At 69.6% G+C, this 16,625-nt stretch carries 12 protein-coding genes and 1 tRNA gene; 4 read left to right on the top strand and 9 right to left on the bottom strand.

Going from position 1 to position 16,625, the window contains the following annotated elements; genetic code table 11:
- The first annotated feature begins 129 nt into the window (after positions 1-129).
- Positions 130-6,297 (top strand): non-ribosomal peptide synthetase, encoded by a 6,168-nt coding sequence (locus tag IU450_RS27195; RefSeq protein WP_195152581.1) that lies wholly within the window; start codon positions 130-132, stop codon positions 6,295-6,297.
- A 7-nt stretch (positions 6,298-6,304) separates the two neighbouring features.
- On the opposite strand, the gene IU450_RS27200 is transcribed toward IU450_RS27195, so the two are convergent.
- A complete protein-coding gene (locus IU450_RS27200) occupies positions 6,305-6,640 on the bottom strand; it encodes a hypothetical protein (protein WP_195152582.1) in 336 nt (111 codons plus the stop codon).
- Positions 6,641-6,737: 97 nt separating this feature from the next.
- Positions 6,738-8,141 (bottom strand): three-helix bundle dimerization domain-containing protein, encoded by a 1,404-nt coding sequence (locus IU450_RS27205; RefSeq protein ID WP_324197845.1) that lies wholly within the window; start codon positions 8,139-8,141, stop codon positions 6,738-6,740.
- A gap of 450 nt (positions 8,142-8,591) precedes the next feature.
- Here IU450_RS27205 and IU450_RS27210 point away from each other — a divergent pair, with 450 nt between their 5' ends.
- Positions 8,592-9,395 (top strand): SDR family oxidoreductase, encoded by an 804-nt coding sequence (locus IU450_RS27210; RefSeq protein ID WP_195152584.1) that lies wholly within the window; start codon positions 8,592-8,594, stop codon positions 9,393-9,395.
- A gap of 25 nt (positions 9,396-9,420) precedes the next feature.
- Positions 9,421-9,651 (top strand): hypothetical protein, encoded by a 231-nt coding sequence (locus IU450_RS27215; protein ID WP_195152585.1) that lies wholly within the window; start codon positions 9,421-9,423, stop codon positions 9,649-9,651.
- A 150-nt stretch (positions 9,652-9,801) separates the two neighbouring features.
- Here IU450_RS27215 and IU450_RS27220 read toward each other — a convergent pair whose 3' ends face one another.
- The 4 genes from IU450_RS27220 to IU450_RS27235 all read right to left on the bottom strand — a co-directional run bounded on the left by IU450_RS27220 (position 9,802) and on the right by IU450_RS27235 (position 13,253).
- On the bottom strand, positions 9,802-10,143 hold the full coding sequence (locus tag IU450_RS27220; protein WP_195152586.1) for a hypothetical protein: 342 nt from the start codon (positions 10,141-10,143) through the stop codon (positions 9,802-9,804).
- Positions 10,144-10,559: 416 nt separating this feature from the next.
- A tRNA-Leu gene (locus tag IU450_RS27225) sits at positions 10,560-10,636 on the bottom strand.
- A 231-nt stretch (positions 10,637-10,867) separates the two neighbouring features.
- Positions 10,868-11,785, bottom strand: a complete 918-nt coding sequence (locus IU450_RS27230; RefSeq protein WP_195152587.1) for a ribonuclease Z — start codon at positions 11,783-11,785, stop codon at positions 10,868-10,870.
- A 52-nt stretch (positions 11,786-11,837) separates the two neighbouring features.
- Positions 11,838-13,253 carry an amino acid permease gene (locus tag IU450_RS27235; RefSeq protein WP_228835216.1) on the bottom strand — a complete coding sequence of 472 codons (1,416 nt, stop codon included), beginning with the start codon at positions 13,251-13,253 and terminating at the stop codon, positions 11,838-11,840.
- A gap of 730 nt (positions 13,254-13,983) precedes the next feature.
- Between IU450_RS27235 and IU450_RS27240 the strand changes: the two genes are divergently transcribed.
- Positions 13,984-14,508, top strand: coding sequence for an SRPBCC family protein (locus tag IU450_RS27240; RefSeq protein ID WP_195152589.1), 525 nt, complete (start codon positions 13,984-13,986; stop codon positions 14,506-14,508).
- A gap of 12 nt (positions 14,509-14,520) precedes the next feature.
- On the opposite strand, the gene IU450_RS27245 is transcribed toward IU450_RS27240, so the two are convergent.
- From IU450_RS27245 to IU450_RS27255, 3 genes are read right to left on the bottom strand one after another with little or no spacing between them, the layout of a single operon-like run.
- The gene (locus IU450_RS27245) at positions 14,521-15,468 is read right to left on the bottom strand and encodes a Ppx/GppA phosphatase family protein (protein ID WP_195152590.1); all 948 of its coding nucleotides are present in this window, start codon (positions 15,466-15,468) and stop codon (positions 14,521-14,523) included.
- Positions 15,465-16,001: a DUF501 domain-containing protein gene (locus tag IU450_RS27250; protein WP_195152591.1), complete on the bottom strand. Its 537-nt coding sequence runs from the start codon at positions 15,999-16,001 to the stop codon at positions 15,465-15,467. The genes IU450_RS27245 and IU450_RS27250 overlap by 4 nt, the downstream gene beginning before the upstream one ends.
- Complete coding sequence (locus IU450_RS27255) at positions 15,998-16,618, bottom strand: FtsB family cell division protein (protein WP_195152592.1); 621 nt, start codon at positions 16,616-16,618, stop codon at positions 15,998-16,000. The genes IU450_RS27250 and IU450_RS27255 overlap by 4 nt, the downstream gene beginning before the upstream one ends.
- Positions 16,619-16,625: the final 7 nt, after the last annotated feature.

The raw sequence follows: 16,625 nt of genomic DNA on the forward strand, positions 1-16,625 counted from the left end.
GCGGCGAACGCCGCCGGATGACGCGAGCGCCGAGCCGGAGTCGGTGAGCGGCGCCTTCTCATCAGTGAAGAATCCCGCCGGGCGGCTATAGCATCTCCGCGTTTGCTGCTACGCGGAACGGACGAAGTCATGACCAGCGGTATCCGGGATCCTCGTCCACCCGTCCGAGGCGGACGCCGCCGCAGGTCAGCCGATCCGGGTCCGCCCACGCTCGCCGCGCTCCTGGCCGCCGCGGCGGAACACGATCCCGACCGCGTCGCCGTGGTGTGCGACGACACCGAGATCACCTACCGCGACCTCGACGCCCGCTCGTCCCGGCTGGCGCGCACGCTGCTCGCCTCGGGAGCGGGCCCCGAAACGGCGGTCGCGGTGGCACTCCCGCGTTCGGTCGATTCGGTGCTCGCCGTGTGGGCGATCGCCAAGACCGGCGCCGCCTTCGTACCCATCGATCCGGCACTTCCGCCGTCGCGCATCCGGTTCCAGGTCATCGACAGCGGCGCCACGCTCGGACTGACTCGCTCGGGGCACGCGGCGACGCTGCCCACCGAGGTGAACTGGCTCGCGCTGGACGATGCCCAGGTGATCGCACGGGTAACGGCGAACCCGCCGAACTCGATCGCGTACTTCGAGCGGCCCGCACGCCTGCGGGCCGCCCATACCGCCTACCTGATCTACACCTCGGGATCGACCGGACGCCCGAAAGGCGTCGCGGTCACCCATGCCGGGCTCGCCGCGCTGTGCGCCGAACTGGCGGCGCGGCACGCGCTGGACGAGCACGCGCGGGTGCTGCACTTCGCGTCGCCGAGCTTCGACGCCTCGGTGCTGGAGCTGCTGCTCGCCATCGCCCGCGCCGCCACGCTGGTCGTCGCCCCGCCCACCGTCTACGGCGGTAGCGCCCTGGTGGAACTGCTTGCGCGGCAGTCGATCACCCACGTCTTCCTGACCCCCTCCGCCCTGGCCTCGATCGAACCCGCCGGACTGCCCGCGCTGCGCTCGGTCATGGTCGGCGGTGAACCCTGCCCCCCGATGTTGCCGCGGCACTGGGCCACCGAAGGGCGCCTGTTCCACAACGCCTACGGCCCGACCGAAACCACCATCATGGCGACGCTGAGCCCGGCGCTGTCGCCGGACGCACCGCTCACCATCGGATCCGCCGTGCGCGGTATGCGCTGCCAGGTGCTCGATCACCGGTTGCGTCCGGTCGGCACCGGCGTCGTCGGCGAGCTGTACGTGTCCGGACCCGGGGTCGCGCGGGGATATCACGGACGACCGGGCCTGACCGCGCAACGGTTTCTGCCCGATCCGTTCGGGCCACCCGGCTGCCGGATGTACCGCACCGGCGATCTCGTCCGGCGCACCACCACCGGTCACCTGGACTATTTCGGCCGCCTCGACGACCAGGTGAAGGTACGTGGCTTCCGCATCGAACTCGGCGAGATCGACGCGATCCTCTCCACCCGGCCCGGCGTCCGGCTGGCCGTGACCGTCGACCGGAAGACCGCCGCGGGCGAGACCACGCTCGCCGCGTTCGTCCAGCCCGAACCGGGCCACGTCCCGGACCCCGCCGCCCTGGCGGACGCGCTGTCGGCGCTGCTGCCGAAGTACATGGTGCCCAACACGATCACCGTCCTCGAGCGGATCCCGCGCACCCCGACCGGCAAGGCCGATCGACCGGCGCTGCGCGTGCGTGCCCTCGACGAGCCGGACCACCGGCCCGCCGCCGACCTCGGCGAGGAACTGGTCGCCGAGATCTTCGCCCGCGTGCTCGGCCGGGAGCGGTTCGGCGCCGATTCCGATTTCTTCGCGGCAGGCGGCAATTCGCTGCTGGCGACCCAGGTCGCCGCGCGCCTGAGCGAAACCTGGCGGATGCGCATACCGCCGCGGCTGGTGTTCGACCATTCGACGGCGGCCACCCTGGCGACGGCGATCCGCTCGCAACAGTTCGACACGGCCCGCCCGGCGCTGCGCGCACGCACCAGACCGGCGCGCATCCCGCTCTCCCCCGCCCAGCTGCGGTTCTGGCTGCGCAACCAGTTCGACCCGGCGTCCTCGGTGGACAACATCGGCTTCGCGCTGCGGCTGTCGGAGTTGGACGTCCCGGCCGTGCGCGCGGCGTTCGCCGACACGGTCGAACGGCACGAGTCGTTACGCACCATGTATCCCGCCGACGAAGCCGGGCCACGGCAGCAGATCCTCGCCACCGACTGTGTGGCCGCCGATTTCGCGGTGGAGGAAGTGCCCGACGACGCGGTGACCGACCGGGTGCGCTCGATCCTGCGGCAGGGCTTCGACGTATCGGCCGAGGTGCCGCTGCGTGTCCGGCTGCTGCGCACGCCCACCGAGTACGTCCTGGTCTGCGCCCTGCACCACATCTGCGCCGATGGGTCGTCGCTGGCGCCGCTGGCCCGCGACGTAGCCATGGCCTACGCGGCCCGGGCCGCGGGCGCGCCGCCGGCCTGGCAGCCACCGGAGGTGCAGTACGCCGACTACGCCCTGTGGCAGCGGGATCTGCTCGGTTCGCGCGACGACCCGGATTCGCTGCTGTCGCGGCAACTCTCGTACTGGACCGGTGAGCTGGCCGGTCTGCCCGACGAACTCGACCTGCCCGCCGACCGGCCGCGACCGGCGGTGGCCACGCTACGCGGCTCGGCCACCCAGCGCTCGGCGCCCGCGTCCCTGCACCGGGACCTGCTCGCCGTCGCGAGCGCCCACCGCGCGACCCTGTTCATGGTCATGCGCTGCGCGCTCGCCGTGCTGCTCGCCCGCCTCTCCGGAAGCACCGACATCGCCATCGGCGTGCCGATGACCAATCGGGCCGAGCCCGCGCTCGCGGATGTCGTCGGCATGTTCGTCAACACGACCGTCTCCCGGACCGGCATCGATTCCGCCGAGAGTTTCGCCGGGCTGCTGCACCGCACCCGGGAACGGGACCTGGCCGGTTTCGCGCACGCCGACGTTCCCTTCGAGCACGTGGTCGACGCGGTCAACCCGACGCGCTCGCCGGGACGGCACCCGCTCTACCAGGTCGGCTTCGCGTTCCAGAACTTCACCCAGGCCACCCTCGACCTGTCCGGGCCGAGCGTGTCGTTCCTGGACGTGGACGCCGACACGGCGAAGACCGATCTGCACATCGGCGTGGTCGACACCCGCGACGCCGACGGCGAGCCGGACGAGATCATCATCCGGTTCGGTTACAGCACCGATCTGTTCGACGAACACACCGTGCAGCGTTTCCTCGACGGCTACCTCCGCATCCTGCTCCAGGTCGCGGCCGATCCCGACGCCGCGGTCGGCGACCTGGACATCATGGATCCGGTCGAGCACAAGCGAATCCGGTTCTGGGGCACGGGATCCGAGCAGGATGTCCCGGCCGAACCGCTCACCGCCGCATTCGAGCGGCAAGCGACGGCGACACCGGACGCGATCGCGGTGGTGTGCGGGCAAGAGGCGCTCACCTATGCGCACTTGCGCGAGCGGTCCGCGCGCCTGGCTGGATGGCTGATCGAACAAGGCGTCGGTCCGGAAACCGTCGTGGCGGTGGCGATGCGGCGGTCGATCCAGCAGGTCGTCGCGCTGTACGCGATCGTGGCGGCGGGCGCGGCCTGGGTGCCGATCGACCCCAGCCACCCCGCCGAACGCGTCCGGTACGTCCTGGAATCGGCGGCGCCCCGGTGCGTGCTGACCACCGGCGCGGACGGTTTCACGGCCACCGACGCCTACGACGTCGACACCCTGGCCCTCGACCGCTTCGATCCGTCGCCCGTGACCGACGCCGGGCGCCGCGCGCCATGGCACGCCGACCACCCCGCGTACGTCCTCTACACCTCCGGATCGACCGGCCGTCCCAAGGGCGTGGTGGTCACGCACCGGGCGATCGTGCACCAACTCGCCTGGATGCAGGCCGAATACGGCGTCGACGCCACCGACGTGTATCTGCACAAGACCCCGGCGACCTTCGACGTGTCCCTGTGGGGCTACTTCCTGCCGCTGCGCGCGGGCGCAAGGCTGATCCTGGCCGGGCCGGACGAACACCGCGACCCGGCGGCGCTGTGCCGCCTGATCACCGAGCATCGAGTGACGCTCACCGATTTCGTTCCCGCGATGCTCACGATCTTCGCCGAGCACGCGACTGGGAACGAGTTGTCCTCGCTGCGCGCTGTTTTCGTCATCGGTGAAGCGCTGTCCCCGGAGACCACGCGCGGCTTCGCGGGTGTGTGCCGGGCCGGCCTGCACAACCTGTACGGGCCGACCGAGGCCGCGGTCAGCATCACCCAGCACGCTGTCTCGGCCGCCGGCCGCACCGCACCCGGCATTCCCATCGGTGTGCCGGAGTGGAATTCGCGATGCCAAGTGCTGGACGAACGGTTGCGGCCGGTTCCGGTCGGCGTGCCCGGCGAACTCTATCTGGGCGGCGTTCAGCTCGCCCGCGGCTATCACGGCGCACCGAGCACGACCGCGGCACGCTTCCTCGCCGATCCGACGCACCCCGGCGAGCGGATGTATCGGACCGGTGACCTGGTGCGCTGGAACCGCGGCGGCACCCTGGACTACCTGGGACGCACGGACTTCCAGGTCAAGATCCGCGGCCACCGCATCGAACTCGGCGAGATCGAGGCGGCTTTGCTGGCCGATCCGGCGGTCGGCCGGGCGGCGGTGGCGGTCAAGAGCTCCGATGCCGGGGATCGACTGGTCGGCTATGTGGTAGCCACGCCGGGCGTCGCGGTCGACCCGGACACGTTGCGTCACGCGGTCTCGCGCATGCTGCCCGGGTACATGGTGCCGTCGGCGGTGCTGGTCCTCGACACGTTCCCGGTGAACACCAGCGGAAAACTCGACCGGGCCGCGCTGCCGCAGCCGGTGTTCGCCACACGCACCGGCGCTGGCCCCGGCACACCGCTCGAGCGTGCGATCGCGGAGGTCTTCGCCGACGTGCTCGCGGTGTCCCCGATCGGGGCCGGGGACGACTTCTTCGAACTCGGCGGATCGTCGCTGCTCGCCTTCACCTTGCACCGACGGTTGTCGGCCCGGCTGCGGCGCGACGTGCCGATGTCCGCCATCCTCGCGGCTCCGACCGTCGGCGGCCTCGCCGCACGGCTGGCCGGGGCGGCCGCGCCCACCGTCGCGACACCGGAGCGGGACGCCGTCCTGGAACCGGAAATCGGCATCGGCGGATGCGCCCCCGCGCACACCGGCCCGCCGCAGGAGGTCCTGCTGACCGGCGCGACCGGTTTCCTCGGCGCACATCTGCTGCAAGAACTGCTGGACCGCACCGAAGCACGGGTGTGGTGCGTGGTACGCGCCGACGACGCGGAGGAAGGAATCGACCGGATCCTCACCGCGCTCAACCGCTACCGGCTGGCCGGAAGCTGCTCCGCGGAGCGGATCGTGGTCGTCGCGGGCGACCTCACCGCACCGCGCCTCGGCCTGGACACCGGCGATTACGACCGCCTCGCCGACAGCATCGACGCGATCTATCACAACGGCGCGCGCGTCAATCACCTCGACCCGTACGCGCGGCTACGCCGAGCCAACGTCGAGGGCACCCGAGAGTTGTTGCGGCTGGCGACGACTCGGCGGGTCAAGCCGTTCCACCTGGTCTCCACCATGGGCGCGGCCGTCGCGACGACGCCGGACGCGCCGGTGGTCACCGAGGACGTCCGCCTGCGTGCCGACCAGGTGTCCGGCAACGGTTATCTCGCTTCCAAATGGGCCGCCGAGGAACTGGTCCGCCAAGCCGGCGAGCGCGGGGTGCCCATCGCCATCTACCGGCCGGGCACCATCTGCGGCTGCCCGAGCGTCGGCGTGAACAGCACCGACGATTCGCTGTGGAACATGGTGCGGGCCGCCGCGACACTGGGTATGGCGCCCGATGTCGGCGACGCCACCGTCTCCCTGGTTCCGGTGAACTACGTGTCCGGCGCGATCGTCGAGATCTCGGTTCGCCCGCGTTCGGAAACCGTCTACCACCTGGTCAATCGGGCTCCGATAGCGGTCGGCGAGATTCTCGCCAGTCTGCGTGCGCACGGACTGCCGGTGGCGACGGTGCCGGAGGACACGGTGCGCGCGGGTCTGGTCAGGGAGGCCCGGCGTCGCGATGCGATGGGCGACGATTCGCTGGTGCGCGCGGCGCTGCTGAGCACCGATTTCGCCGAATTGGCCGGTCACATCGACTGGGCCGACGCGCACAGCCGCGCCGCGTTGGCGGGCACGGGAGTGGACTGCCCGGCGGTGGACCGCGCGGTGGTGGACACGTTCGTGCGGGAATTCATCGAATCGGGCTTCCTGCCCCGGGATTGAGGAATCGTCAGTATCCCGGCGGCACGGTTGCCTGCTCGGCGGGTTGTTCGGCGTGCTGTCGCGCCTTCGCTCGGGCGCGCACCTGCTCCAGCACGATCAGGCCCACCCCGACGATCAGGAAGACGACGGCGATGATCGCGGCCACGACCGAGAGACGGCCGAACCCCCAGCCCGCGAACACCGCGGACACGATCGCGACCGCCGCGGCGACCAGCAACAATCCGTAGCCCGGCCAGTTCCTCGTGTCGGCCATCGCCGCTCCCGGTTGCGGCGCGCTGTCGCGCGCGATGTCCGGAGCGTCATCGATCGGGGGGATCTCCCATGGCCCATCGTCCGCTGTCACCTGTGTTTCCTCCCGCCGCGATGCCCGCCGTTGTCGCGGCATCTGATGCCAAGAGGATGCCCGCGTCGTCTCCACCGAAACGCGGGCACGACGGGCTTCAGTTGTAGGTCTTGGTCACTCCGTCGAGCAGATGCTCCAGCGTGTCGTAGGTCGGGGTGGCAACCACGTCCAGCAGATCCGGCGCGACCGGGACGTTGCGTTCGGCGGCGACCTTCGCGAACTGGGCTCCGTCGTTGGTGCGGAAGCCGTGCTCGGCGGCCAGCCGCTGCAACTCCGGGTCGGTGGACAACAGCCGGCCCAGCTGGTCACCCGTCGCGCCGAACGGCACCAGCGTGTGCCGGGACAACACCGTCGGAGAGGGATACAGCAGCGTCATCTCGGGTTTGGTCTGTCCGCGCACGGTCGCCTCGACGTACTGCGCCTCGTAGATCCAGACCATCGGCGTCGGGCCCATCCCCGTGGCGAGGTAGTTGTTGAACGGCCCCTCGGTGGTGTTCTCGGTGTAACCCTGGCCGACGAACAGCCGCGACAACGCGGGCAGGACCGCCTGCTCGGCGCTCTGGCCCTGCACGATCGTGTTGTTGTTCGCGACATAGCTCGCCGCGGCCACATACATGGCGGCGGAGTTCGAGCTGCGCGGGTCTGTGGTGGAGATCAGGATGTTCTTGCGCACCGGGTACGCGGAGTTGTCCGGAAGTTCGTCCCAGCGCGTGCCGCCGCGGACCAGATCGAGGTAGCGGCGCAGGTCCAGCGTAGACACCGGTCCGGGTCGCACCGCTCCGGTCTTCGCCAGCAGATCGGCGATCGGGGTGAACGTCGCGACCGCCATCGGCGAGGAGAACGGCGTGTACTTGGCGGTCACATTGCGCTGCCGCTGAATTCGCTCGGCCGCCTGTTCGCTGGACGGGAAAGCGAAGTCGAACTTCGTGAGATCGATGGACGTGGCGATCTGCCGCGACCCGGCGGGCTCGACCTCGACGCGCACGCCGTTGCGTGCCAGCGCGTCGATCACCTTCGGGTCCTGGAAGAACGCCATCTTTTCCGACCCGACCACACCGTGGACCACCGTGAGCGGCGCGGCAGGAGCAGGGGCGGCAGCGGGCGCCTCGGGAGCGGGTTGCCGCACGGCGAGCACGACGGCGATCACCGTCACGATGACGACGGCGCCCACCGCGTACGGCGCGAAACGCTTCTTCGACGACCACAACTCACGCAGATCCGGCAGCTTCCCGGCAACGGCCGCGGCGGGTTCGGGAGCCTTCTCCATCGGTACCGTCGCGGGTTGCACTTCCGCTTCGGGAGCCTTCTCCAGTTCCCGGCGCACCACTCGCTCGACCAGGATCGGCACGAACTGCCGCACCGGGTGGCCGGCGAACTTCTGCCGGGCCGCGCCCACGGTGCTCTCGATATGCTCAGGAGAATAGGTCTCGGTGTAGTTTTCGACCAGCCGCTCCGTCATCTGACGAATCGCCTGTTCCTCGCGGACGGTATCGACAACCACCACATTCTCCTCGGCGTCGGGGGTAACGCGGCAGCGTCTCCGGCCTGCACCGCGCCGGCCAACCCTAGCCCCATCACACGACCACCGACATCCGCACGGACTTCCCGCCAGTGAACGATTTCGGCTGCGCCGGAGCACATCTCACGTCTCACGCAAAGCCGTCCGCCCAGCTCACAGGCCCACGACCGGTCGGAGCACGGCGCACCCGGCATCGCCGTGCCGCCGCGTGCGGTCCCGAACCCGCCATGGAGAATTCAATGGGCAATCCCCGAGCCGCCACCACGCGTTGTATTCCCGTTTCCCGCCGCCGCGCGAACCGGACCGGCGCACTCGTGACGAGATCGCTGCGCACCCGACCGCCCGCGTCGGCGGCGGCGCGAAGTTACTTCCCGGTAGCGCGGATCGGTGTTCTGACGATATCGTCAGCGTGTTGCCGTCGAAAGGAACGCCATGTCTCGCGTCGCTGTGGTCACCGGTGCGTCGTCCGGAATCGGAAAGGCCACGGCCGCCGCGCTGGCCGAGCGGGGGTACCGAGTGATCGGAACCAGCCGTAACCCCGATGCCATCGGCTCCGACGCCCGCGTGCCGGGGGTCGAGTACCGGGCGCTCGACCTGACCGATTCGACCTCGGTAGCAGCCTTCGCGGCGGGTCTGGACCAGGTCGACGTGCTGGTCAACAACGCGGGCGAAAGCCAGGCGGGTCCACTGGCCGAATTGCCCACCGACGCCGTCGAGCGACTGTTCCAGCTGAACGTGCTCGGCCCGGTCGCCCTGACCAAAGCGGTGCTGCCCGGCATGCGCGAACGCGGGTACGGGCGGGTCGTGATGGTCGGGTCGATGCTCGCCAGTTTCCCGATGCCCTACCGCTCCTCCTACGTCGCCACCAAGGCGGCGGTGCGCGGCTTCGCGGTCGCCGCCCGCTTCGAGGAGTCCCCCTTCGGCGTCTGGATCACCGCCGTCGAGCCCGGCCAGATCGACACCGGCCTCCGTGAGCGGCGCACCAAATACCTCACCGAAGGTTCGCCGCACACCAAGGATTTCACGACCTTCATGGCGAAACTCGATGAGAAGCAGGCGAAAGGCATCACCCCGGAAAAGGTCGCCACCACGATCGTCAAAGCGATCGAAGCCGACCACCCCCAACCCCTCTACGCCATCGGCAGCAACGCCCCCGCCCTCTTCACCCTCCGCCGCATCCTCCCCCGCACCCTCATGGAACGCATCATCGCCCGCGCCCACGGCCTTTCGCGCTGAGGCATCTGCACCAACCGACCGATCGATGGCGCTGTACGCAGAGGTTCGAAAGATAGAAGAGGACGAGCAACAAGTCCGCTACGCCTACACCGACGTGTCCGGGACCGAGCACACCCTTCGTCTCGACAAAGTCGCCGAGACGATCCGCCCCGAGACCGGCCGCGACGACGTACTGTTCCGTGCCGTCGCGGGCAAAATCGCCTCGGCCCGGCTGAACGGCGCGGGTGCGCCTGACCGTTTCATCGTGCAGTCGTAGCCCGCACGCACTTACCGCGTGCGCGTCACTACCTCGGTTGATGCCCAGGCGGTCAGCGACGAGTCGTCGACAGCGGGAGTGATAACGGCGGTAGGCGACCGCATGATCTCGGCCTTCCGTTCGACGGCCGATCCTCGTGAGCGGCCGTCTTCACTCCTCGTCGTCGGACGACAGTCGCGACGGCGCCTCCTTCGGCGACACGGGCGCGGCAGAGACGGGCGCGCCCAACCCTATGGTTTCCAGCGCTTCGTGCAGATGGTCGCGCAGCACCTCTTTCGCGGCGGAAAGCGCCTGCTGATAGGCGAGCTGTGCGGCGGCGCCACCGGCGGCCCCCGCCCGGTGGTATCCGCCCCACCACTCGACCACCCGATAGTCCCCGCCCATCGGATCGATGCGTACGACCCAGTACGTTCGCCCCTGCTTGCGCACCGTCCAGTAGGTGCCGTCCGCAGTGTAATTGCGATAGCCGCTGGGCCGTGGTTTGGACGCCATACCCGTATTCTTCCCGTAAGAACGTTGCCGCCGTGTGCAATTCGTTCACGACCGAAGGCTCGCCCAGTGCTGAAGGGCCTGCGCGACTCGGGTTCCACGGGCCTTGCGGGATGTCACTTCACGGATCTCCGGAGTGACCTGGCTTGCACGCAGATATTCGCGGTTCCATGTCGTGGCCATTGCCACGAACGTCGGGCGCTCCGTTGGCCTCGCCCCGCTTGCCCAGGGTTCGTGCACAGCCGACACGCTCTGGCTATGTCTTGGCGACCAGCGTGATGTCAGCACGGCGGCCTCTTGGTCGATGGACCTGGACGGGGCTGAATCGGGGCAGCACCGACTTCTGCGGACTCACTGCGGAGCGGGGTGCCGACGCGGACGAGTCGGGCGGCGGGAAAGACGGTTTACCTGTGGTTTCGTGGTGCCCCCAGTCGGACTCGAACCGACACTTGGCGGATTTTAAGTCCGCTGCCTCTGCCAATTGGGCTATAGGGGCGTCCGGGACAGCGTACCGAGTCGTACGGCTGTACCGGAATTCCGACAATTCGTCGGGGTGGCGGGGCGTCGGCCGTGGCCGGGTGGCGGACGGCGTGGTCGATTGACCGGCGCCGGTGGCGGTGGTTGCGCACCCGGGTTGGCAGGCGTCCCAGAGAACTAGATCGGTGGCGGCGGGCTGGTGTTAGCGTCCGCGGAGCATCTCGGCGTGGCGAATGTCGGCGGCGGGCCGTCAGCGGCGGGGCGGCACCGGGATTCGGGCGAGGTCGGTGGCGATGTGGATCTCGCCGGAGAAGTACTTCGCCGCTTCGGTCAAGTGCTCGTCGAGGTCACGGTAGCGCTGCGAAAAGTGGGTCAGGACCAGGGCGCGGGCGCCTGCGTCGGCGGCCGCCCGCGCCGCCTGGCCCGCGGTGAGGTGACCGTACTCGGTGGCCAGATGTTCGTCGGCGTCCAGGAAAGTGGCTTCGATGACGAGCATGTCGACGTCGGCGGCGAGTTCCTGGACGCCGGCGCACAACCGGGTGTCCATGACGAAGGCGAAACTCTGGCCGGATCGTGGCTCGCTGATCTCCGCCAAAGTGATTGTGCGACCACCCAACTCGACACTGCCGCGCTGTTGCAGCTGGGAGATGACCGGACCGCGCAGCCCCAGGGCGCGCAACCGGTCCGGCAGGATGCGCCGGCCGGGCGGCTCGCTGAGCCGATAGCCGAAGGTGTCCACCGGGTGCGAGAGCCGGACCGCGGTCACCGTGAACGGCGCCTCGGGCAGGTCCACGGGGCCGGGGCCGATCACCGGACGCGGTCGCAGCTCGGCGCGGTGATAGTAGGACGTCGCGTTGACCAGGCGGTCGTAATACGCGGCGCCCGACGCCGGGAAGACGACATCGACCGGATGGGGCACCCGGTCGAGATTGATCCGCTGCACGACTCCGGCCAGGCCCAGGCTGTGGTCGCCGTGGAAATGGGTGATGGCGATCCGGGTGAGCCCGGTGACGGTGACGCCGGCGTAGGTCATCTGCCGCTGCGTACCCTCACCGGGGTCGAACAGGATCGACTCGTCGTCCCACCGGAGCAGATACCCGTTGTGGTTTCGCTGTTTCGTCGGCACCTGACTCGCGGTACCGAGAACAACCAACTCACGCTGCGACACCGCGTCAGGCTATCCGCCGATACCCCGTGAGCCCGAACAGACCCGTAGGTGACTACGCGACCGGTGTCTTCCGGAGCAAGGAGTTGCGCCGGGAGTAGGCGAAGTAGATGACGAAGCCGATCGCCATCCACACCAGGAACCGCAGCCAGGTCTCCACAGAGAGATTCAGCATCAGCCACAGGCACGACAGCACCGCCAGGACCGGAATCAGCGGCACCAACGGAACACGGAAGCCGCGCGGCAGGTCGGGGCGCGTACGCCGCAGGATGAGCACACCGACCGACACCAGCACGAACGCGAACAGCGTCCCGATGTTGACCATCTCCTCCAGCGTGCCGAAGTCCACGAATCCGGCCAGCAGGGCGCACCCCACGCCGACGATCACGGTGACGCGGACCGGCGTGCCGTTCTTGCCGGTGTGCGCGAGTTTGCGCGGCATCAGCCCGTCGCGCGCCATCGCGAACAGCACCCGGGTCTGCCCGAGGTACATCACCATGACCACCGTGGTGAGCCCGGCCAGGGCGCCGATGGAGATGATGTTCTTCGCCCAGGTCACCCCGTGGATGCCGAACGCCGTCGCCAGCGTCGCGTCGCCGCCGGACAACTCGGTGTAGGGCACCATGCCGGTGAGCACGAGCGACACCGCGACGTACAGGATCGTCACGATGAGCAGCGAACCGAGAATGCCGCGGGGCACCGCCCGCTGCGGGTTCTTGGTCTCCTCGGCCGTCGTGGCGACCACGTCGAAGCCGATGAACGCGAAGAACACCAGGCTGGCCGCCGCGAGCAGGCCGTACCAGCCGAAGTTGCTGTGCCCGGCGCCGGTCAGGTAGGAGAACAGCGACTGCCGCAGGCCCTCGCCGCGCTCGCCCGGCTGCGACGGCGGAATGTACGGCGAGAGGTTCGAGGACTTGAAATAGGTGAGACCGACGACGAGCACCAGCGCGATCACGCCCAGCTTGATGGCGACCGCCACCGCCGACACCCGCGAGGACACCTTGGTGCCGGTCGCGAGCAGCACACCGAGCACGGTGATCAGCAGCACCGCGCCCCAGTCGAAACTCACCGAGCCGATGTGCACGACCGGGGAGGTGGTGCCGAGCACTTCACCGAGATACTGCGACCAGCCCTTGGCCACCACCGCCACGGCGAGCGCGAACTCCAGGATGAGGTCCCAGCCGATGATCCAGGCGACGAGCTCGCCGAAGGTGGCGTAGGAGTAGGTGTAGGCGCTACCCGCGACCGGGACGGTGGATGCGAACTCGGCATAGCAGAGCGCGGTCAGCCCGCAGGCGATCGCGGCGAACACGAAAGCGAGCGAGACGGACGGACCCGCGACATTGCCCGCGGTGCGCGCGGTGAGGGTGAAGATGCCCGCTCCGACCACGACGGCCACGCCGAAGACGGTGAGGTCCCAGGCGGTCAGGTCCCTGCGGAGCTTGGAGTCGGGCTCGTCGGTGTCACGCATCGACTGTTCGATGGATTTGGTGCGGAACAGACCGCCCCACCGAGACGAGACGTCACCCGCCGGATCGGCTTGTGGCCCGGGGTTGGTCACGCGTTCTCCTTAGATCGTGCTGCTGTGCTTGGTGTTCTGTACCCATGCGGCGCGCCGATGCACGCCTGCCGAGAGTTCGCTGATCCGCGGTGCGATGGCGGTGACGATCAGTCCCGCATACACCACGACCGTCCGGTGATGCCGAAGTGGGCGAACTCGTGACCTGGGTCATAGAACCGGGTCAAACTACCCGACATCGACGTTTCGGTACCAACCGAGAAAAAATACAGTGCCGTCACGTGAGCCAGGAAAGCTTCCGGCGCGAGCCCGGTGGTCACGGCAAGTCCGGGTCCAGCGCCACCGGCGCCCCGCCGGGTCGACCGGGGTGCGGCGCCCGGCCGTGACACGATGCCGCCGCATGACAGTTCCGCGACCGAGCAACCGATTGGCGAACCAGCCGCTCGGCCCGGTGGACAAGTACCCGAGACCGCCGTAGGCCCCGGCCGCGGTCGGTAGTCGTAGTTGGCCCTGCAACCATGCTCCGAAGAGTCCCATCCGGGACAATGTGGCGGAGGATTCGTGTGTTCTGTTCAAGCGAAACCGGAGCGGGCCACGAGGGAGGTTTGCATGCCGCACGTCCGGGCACCCCGCAAGCGACAGGCAAACCAGCCACGGCCCCCACCCAGAAAGCGTTGAGCTGATGGTCCACGTGGAAATCACCGTGCCGACTACACCGGAACAGGTTTTCGCCGTCCTGGCCGACGGGTGGCTGTTCTCCACCTGGGTGGTCGGCGCCACACACATCCGTGACGTCGACGACGACTGGCCCGCCGTCGGCACCAGACTGCACTACAGCGTCGGCGTGTGGCCATTCACCGCGGACGACACCACGCAGGTCATCTCGGTGGAGCCGCCGCACATGCTGGAACTCGAGGCGAAGCTCTCCCCGCTCGGCTCCGCGTGGATCCGCCTGGAACTCGTCGAGACCGCGTCCGGCGAGACCGAGATCCGCATGTACGAGCACGCCAAGAAAGGGCTGGGCACGATGGTGCCCAACGTGCTCCAAGAGATCCTCTTGGTGCCGCGCAACAAGGAATCGCTGTCCCGGCTCGCCGACACCGCGGTGGGCAGGGCGCGTCGCTCGGCCCGCGCCGGAACCGGAGCGCGTACCGGAGCCGAGCCGCGCGCCGAGATCGGGCTGGACGGAAACGCCCCGCGGGGCTGATCGGGCGGCCGGTCAGGCGATCGACAGGGCGATACCGTCGAGGATGTCGTGCTCGCTGACCACCATTTCGGTGATACCCGCGCGCCGGGACAATTCCTCCGCGAGCACCTCGGTGATGACCGCGCCGCCGCCGATCACATCGACCCGGCCGGGGTGCATCGGGCCCAGCGCGGCACGCTGATCGTGGTCCATGGCGACCAGCCGGTCGCAGACGTCGTGGATCTGGTCCATGGTCAGCCGGGTGAGGTGCACCCGTTCGGAGTCGTATTCGGGGAGATCCAGCGCCACCGCGGCCAGGGTGGTCATGGTGCCCGCGACGCCGACCCAGGTATGGGCGCCGTCCACGGGGACGTGGGTGAACGCCTCGGTCAACCGCTCGGTGGCGAAGGCTCGGGCGGCGACCACCTGTTCGGCGGTGGGCGGGTTGCCTGCCAGGCAGCGCTCGGTGATCCTGACACAGCCGATGTCCGCGGAGAACGCGGCCCGCACCCCGGCACTGTCCCCGAACACCAGCTCGGTCGATCCGCCGCCCAGGTCGACCACGACGAAGGGCCCTGCCGCCTCGGACAGTTCGCCGATCGCGCCCGCGAACGAGAGCCGCGCCTCCTCGTCACCGGTGATCACCTCGGCCTCGGCGCCCGCGACCACGGCGCCGAGTTCGGCCCGGGCCATGGCGAAGAAGTCCTCCCGGTTCGCGGCGTCCCGGGTGGCGGAGGTGGCCACCATGCGCACCCGGCCGACCCCTGCCTCGCGCATCAGCGCGGCGTAGTCGGCCAGGGCGGCGCGCGTGCGTTCGATCGCCTCCGGCGCCAGCGAGCCGGTCGCGTCGACCCCTTGCCCCAGGCGGACGATACGCATCTCACGGTGCACGTCGGCCAAGCGTCCGTCGCCGAGCACGTCGGCGATCAACAGGCGGATGGAATTCGTGCCGCAATCCACGGCGGCTACGCGGTCACTCATCGCTGTGCTCCAGTCTCTCGCGGGCCGGTCGGTCGAGGCGTCGGCCAGTCGGCCGGAATCGCGGTGCCACGCAGGCCGTGCTCGGCGGCCAGCGCCACGGATTCGTCGCCGAGCGGGTTCACCCCCGGCCCCTTGGCCAGCGAGTGGGCGATCAGGACGTGCAGGCACTTGACCCGCTCGGGCATCCCGCCGCCGGTGAAATCCGTACCGAGCGATTCGATTTCGTCCCGTTCGGCCAGATAGCTCTCGTGCGCGGCGCGGTAGGCGGCGGCCAGCTCCGGGTCGGCGGCGAGCCGCTCGGTCATCTCCCGCATCACACCGGCGGATTCCTGCCTGCTCGCCTCGGCGGTGAGCCGGGGGTCGGTCAGGTAGTACAGGGTCGGGAAGGGGGTGCCGTCCGGCAGGCGCGGCGCGGTCTTCACAACGGCCGGGATCCCGTCCGGGGTGCGGTAGGCGATGGCGAGCACGCCGCGCGGGGCACGGCCCAGCTGCTCGGCGATGATCGCAAGATCCTGGTCGTTCGGTGCGGTCACCTGGGTCCTTCCAGTCCTTCCGGTGCTTGCGGTCGGGGGGCGGCCGGCGCGGCCGCCGGTGTGGGCTGCGGCTCGGAGATACTGCGCCACAGTTCGGTGTACCAGGGATCGGGTTCCCGCGCCCTGGTCGGCGCCGGGGGCGGGGCGGGCGCCTCGATGCCGGGCACCTGCACGATGTACGGCGTCTCCCCCGGCATCACCAAGCGCAGCCGGTCGCGCGCCTCGGTGCGGATGAAAGCCGGATCCTGTTGCTGCGCACGACGATCCCGCAGCCGGGCCAGATCCGCTTCCAGTTCCGCGCGCTGCTGCGCCAGCTGCGCGGCCTCCGCGCGCTGGGTGAAGTACGTGCGCATCGGCACCGCGAGGGTGAGCGCGAGCCCGCACACCACCATCGCGAGGATCACCGCCTTGCCGGTGGACAGGCCGAGGAACGTGTGGTCGTGCCGGTCGGCGGCGGCACGCGACGCGCTCTTGCGCGGCTTCGGCTTCTCCGCCGCCTCCGATCGCCTGCGGCCGCGCTTGGCCGCGGAATCGGCCGGGCGGGACGTGGCGGCACGCGACGTGCGGCGGTCCCCGCGTCCGGCCGGACTGGTCCCACGCGCACGTCGCTCCGTCATCTCACGC

It is taken from the genome of Nocardia abscessus (assembly GCF_015477775.1).
In the GTDB taxonomy this organism is placed as follows: Bacteria; Actinomycetota; Actinomycetes; order Mycobacteriales; family Mycobacteriaceae; genus Nocardia; species Nocardia abscessus_A.

What these genes read in the sequence shown, in the direction of transcription:
- IU450_RS27195 (WP_195152581.1), top strand. Translation starts at nt 130, where the DNA reads ATGACCAGCGGTATCCGGGATCCTCGTCCACCCGTCCGAGGCGGACGC.
- IU450_RS27210 (WP_195152584.1), top strand. Translation starts at nt 8,592, where the DNA reads ATGTCTCGCGTCGCTGTGGTCACCGGTGCGTCGTCCGGAATCGGAAAG.
- IU450_RS27215 (WP_195152585.1), top strand. Translation starts at nt 9,421, where the DNA reads ATGGCGCTGTACGCAGAGGTTCGAAAGATAGAAGAGGACGAGCAACAA.
- IU450_RS27220 (WP_195152586.1), bottom strand. Translation starts at nt 10,143, where the DNA reads ATGGCGTCCAAACCACGGCCCAGCGGCTATCGCAATTACACTGCGGAC.
- IU450_RS27235 (WP_228835216.1), bottom strand. Translation starts at nt 13,253, where the DNA reads ATGCGTGACACCGACGAGCCCGACTCCAAGCTCCGCAGGGACCTGACC.
- IU450_RS27240 (WP_195152589.1), top strand. Translation starts at nt 13,984, where the DNA reads ATGGTCCACGTGGAAATCACCGTGCCGACTACACCGGAACAGGTTTTC.
- IU450_RS27245 (WP_195152590.1), bottom strand. Translation starts at nt 15,468, where the DNA reads ATGAGTGACCGCGTAGCCGCCGTGGATTGCGGCACGAATTCCATCCGC.
- IU450_RS27255 (WP_195152592.1), bottom strand. Translation starts at nt 16,618, where the DNA reads ATGACGGAGCGACGTGCGCGTGGGACCAGTCCGGCCGGACGCGGGGAC.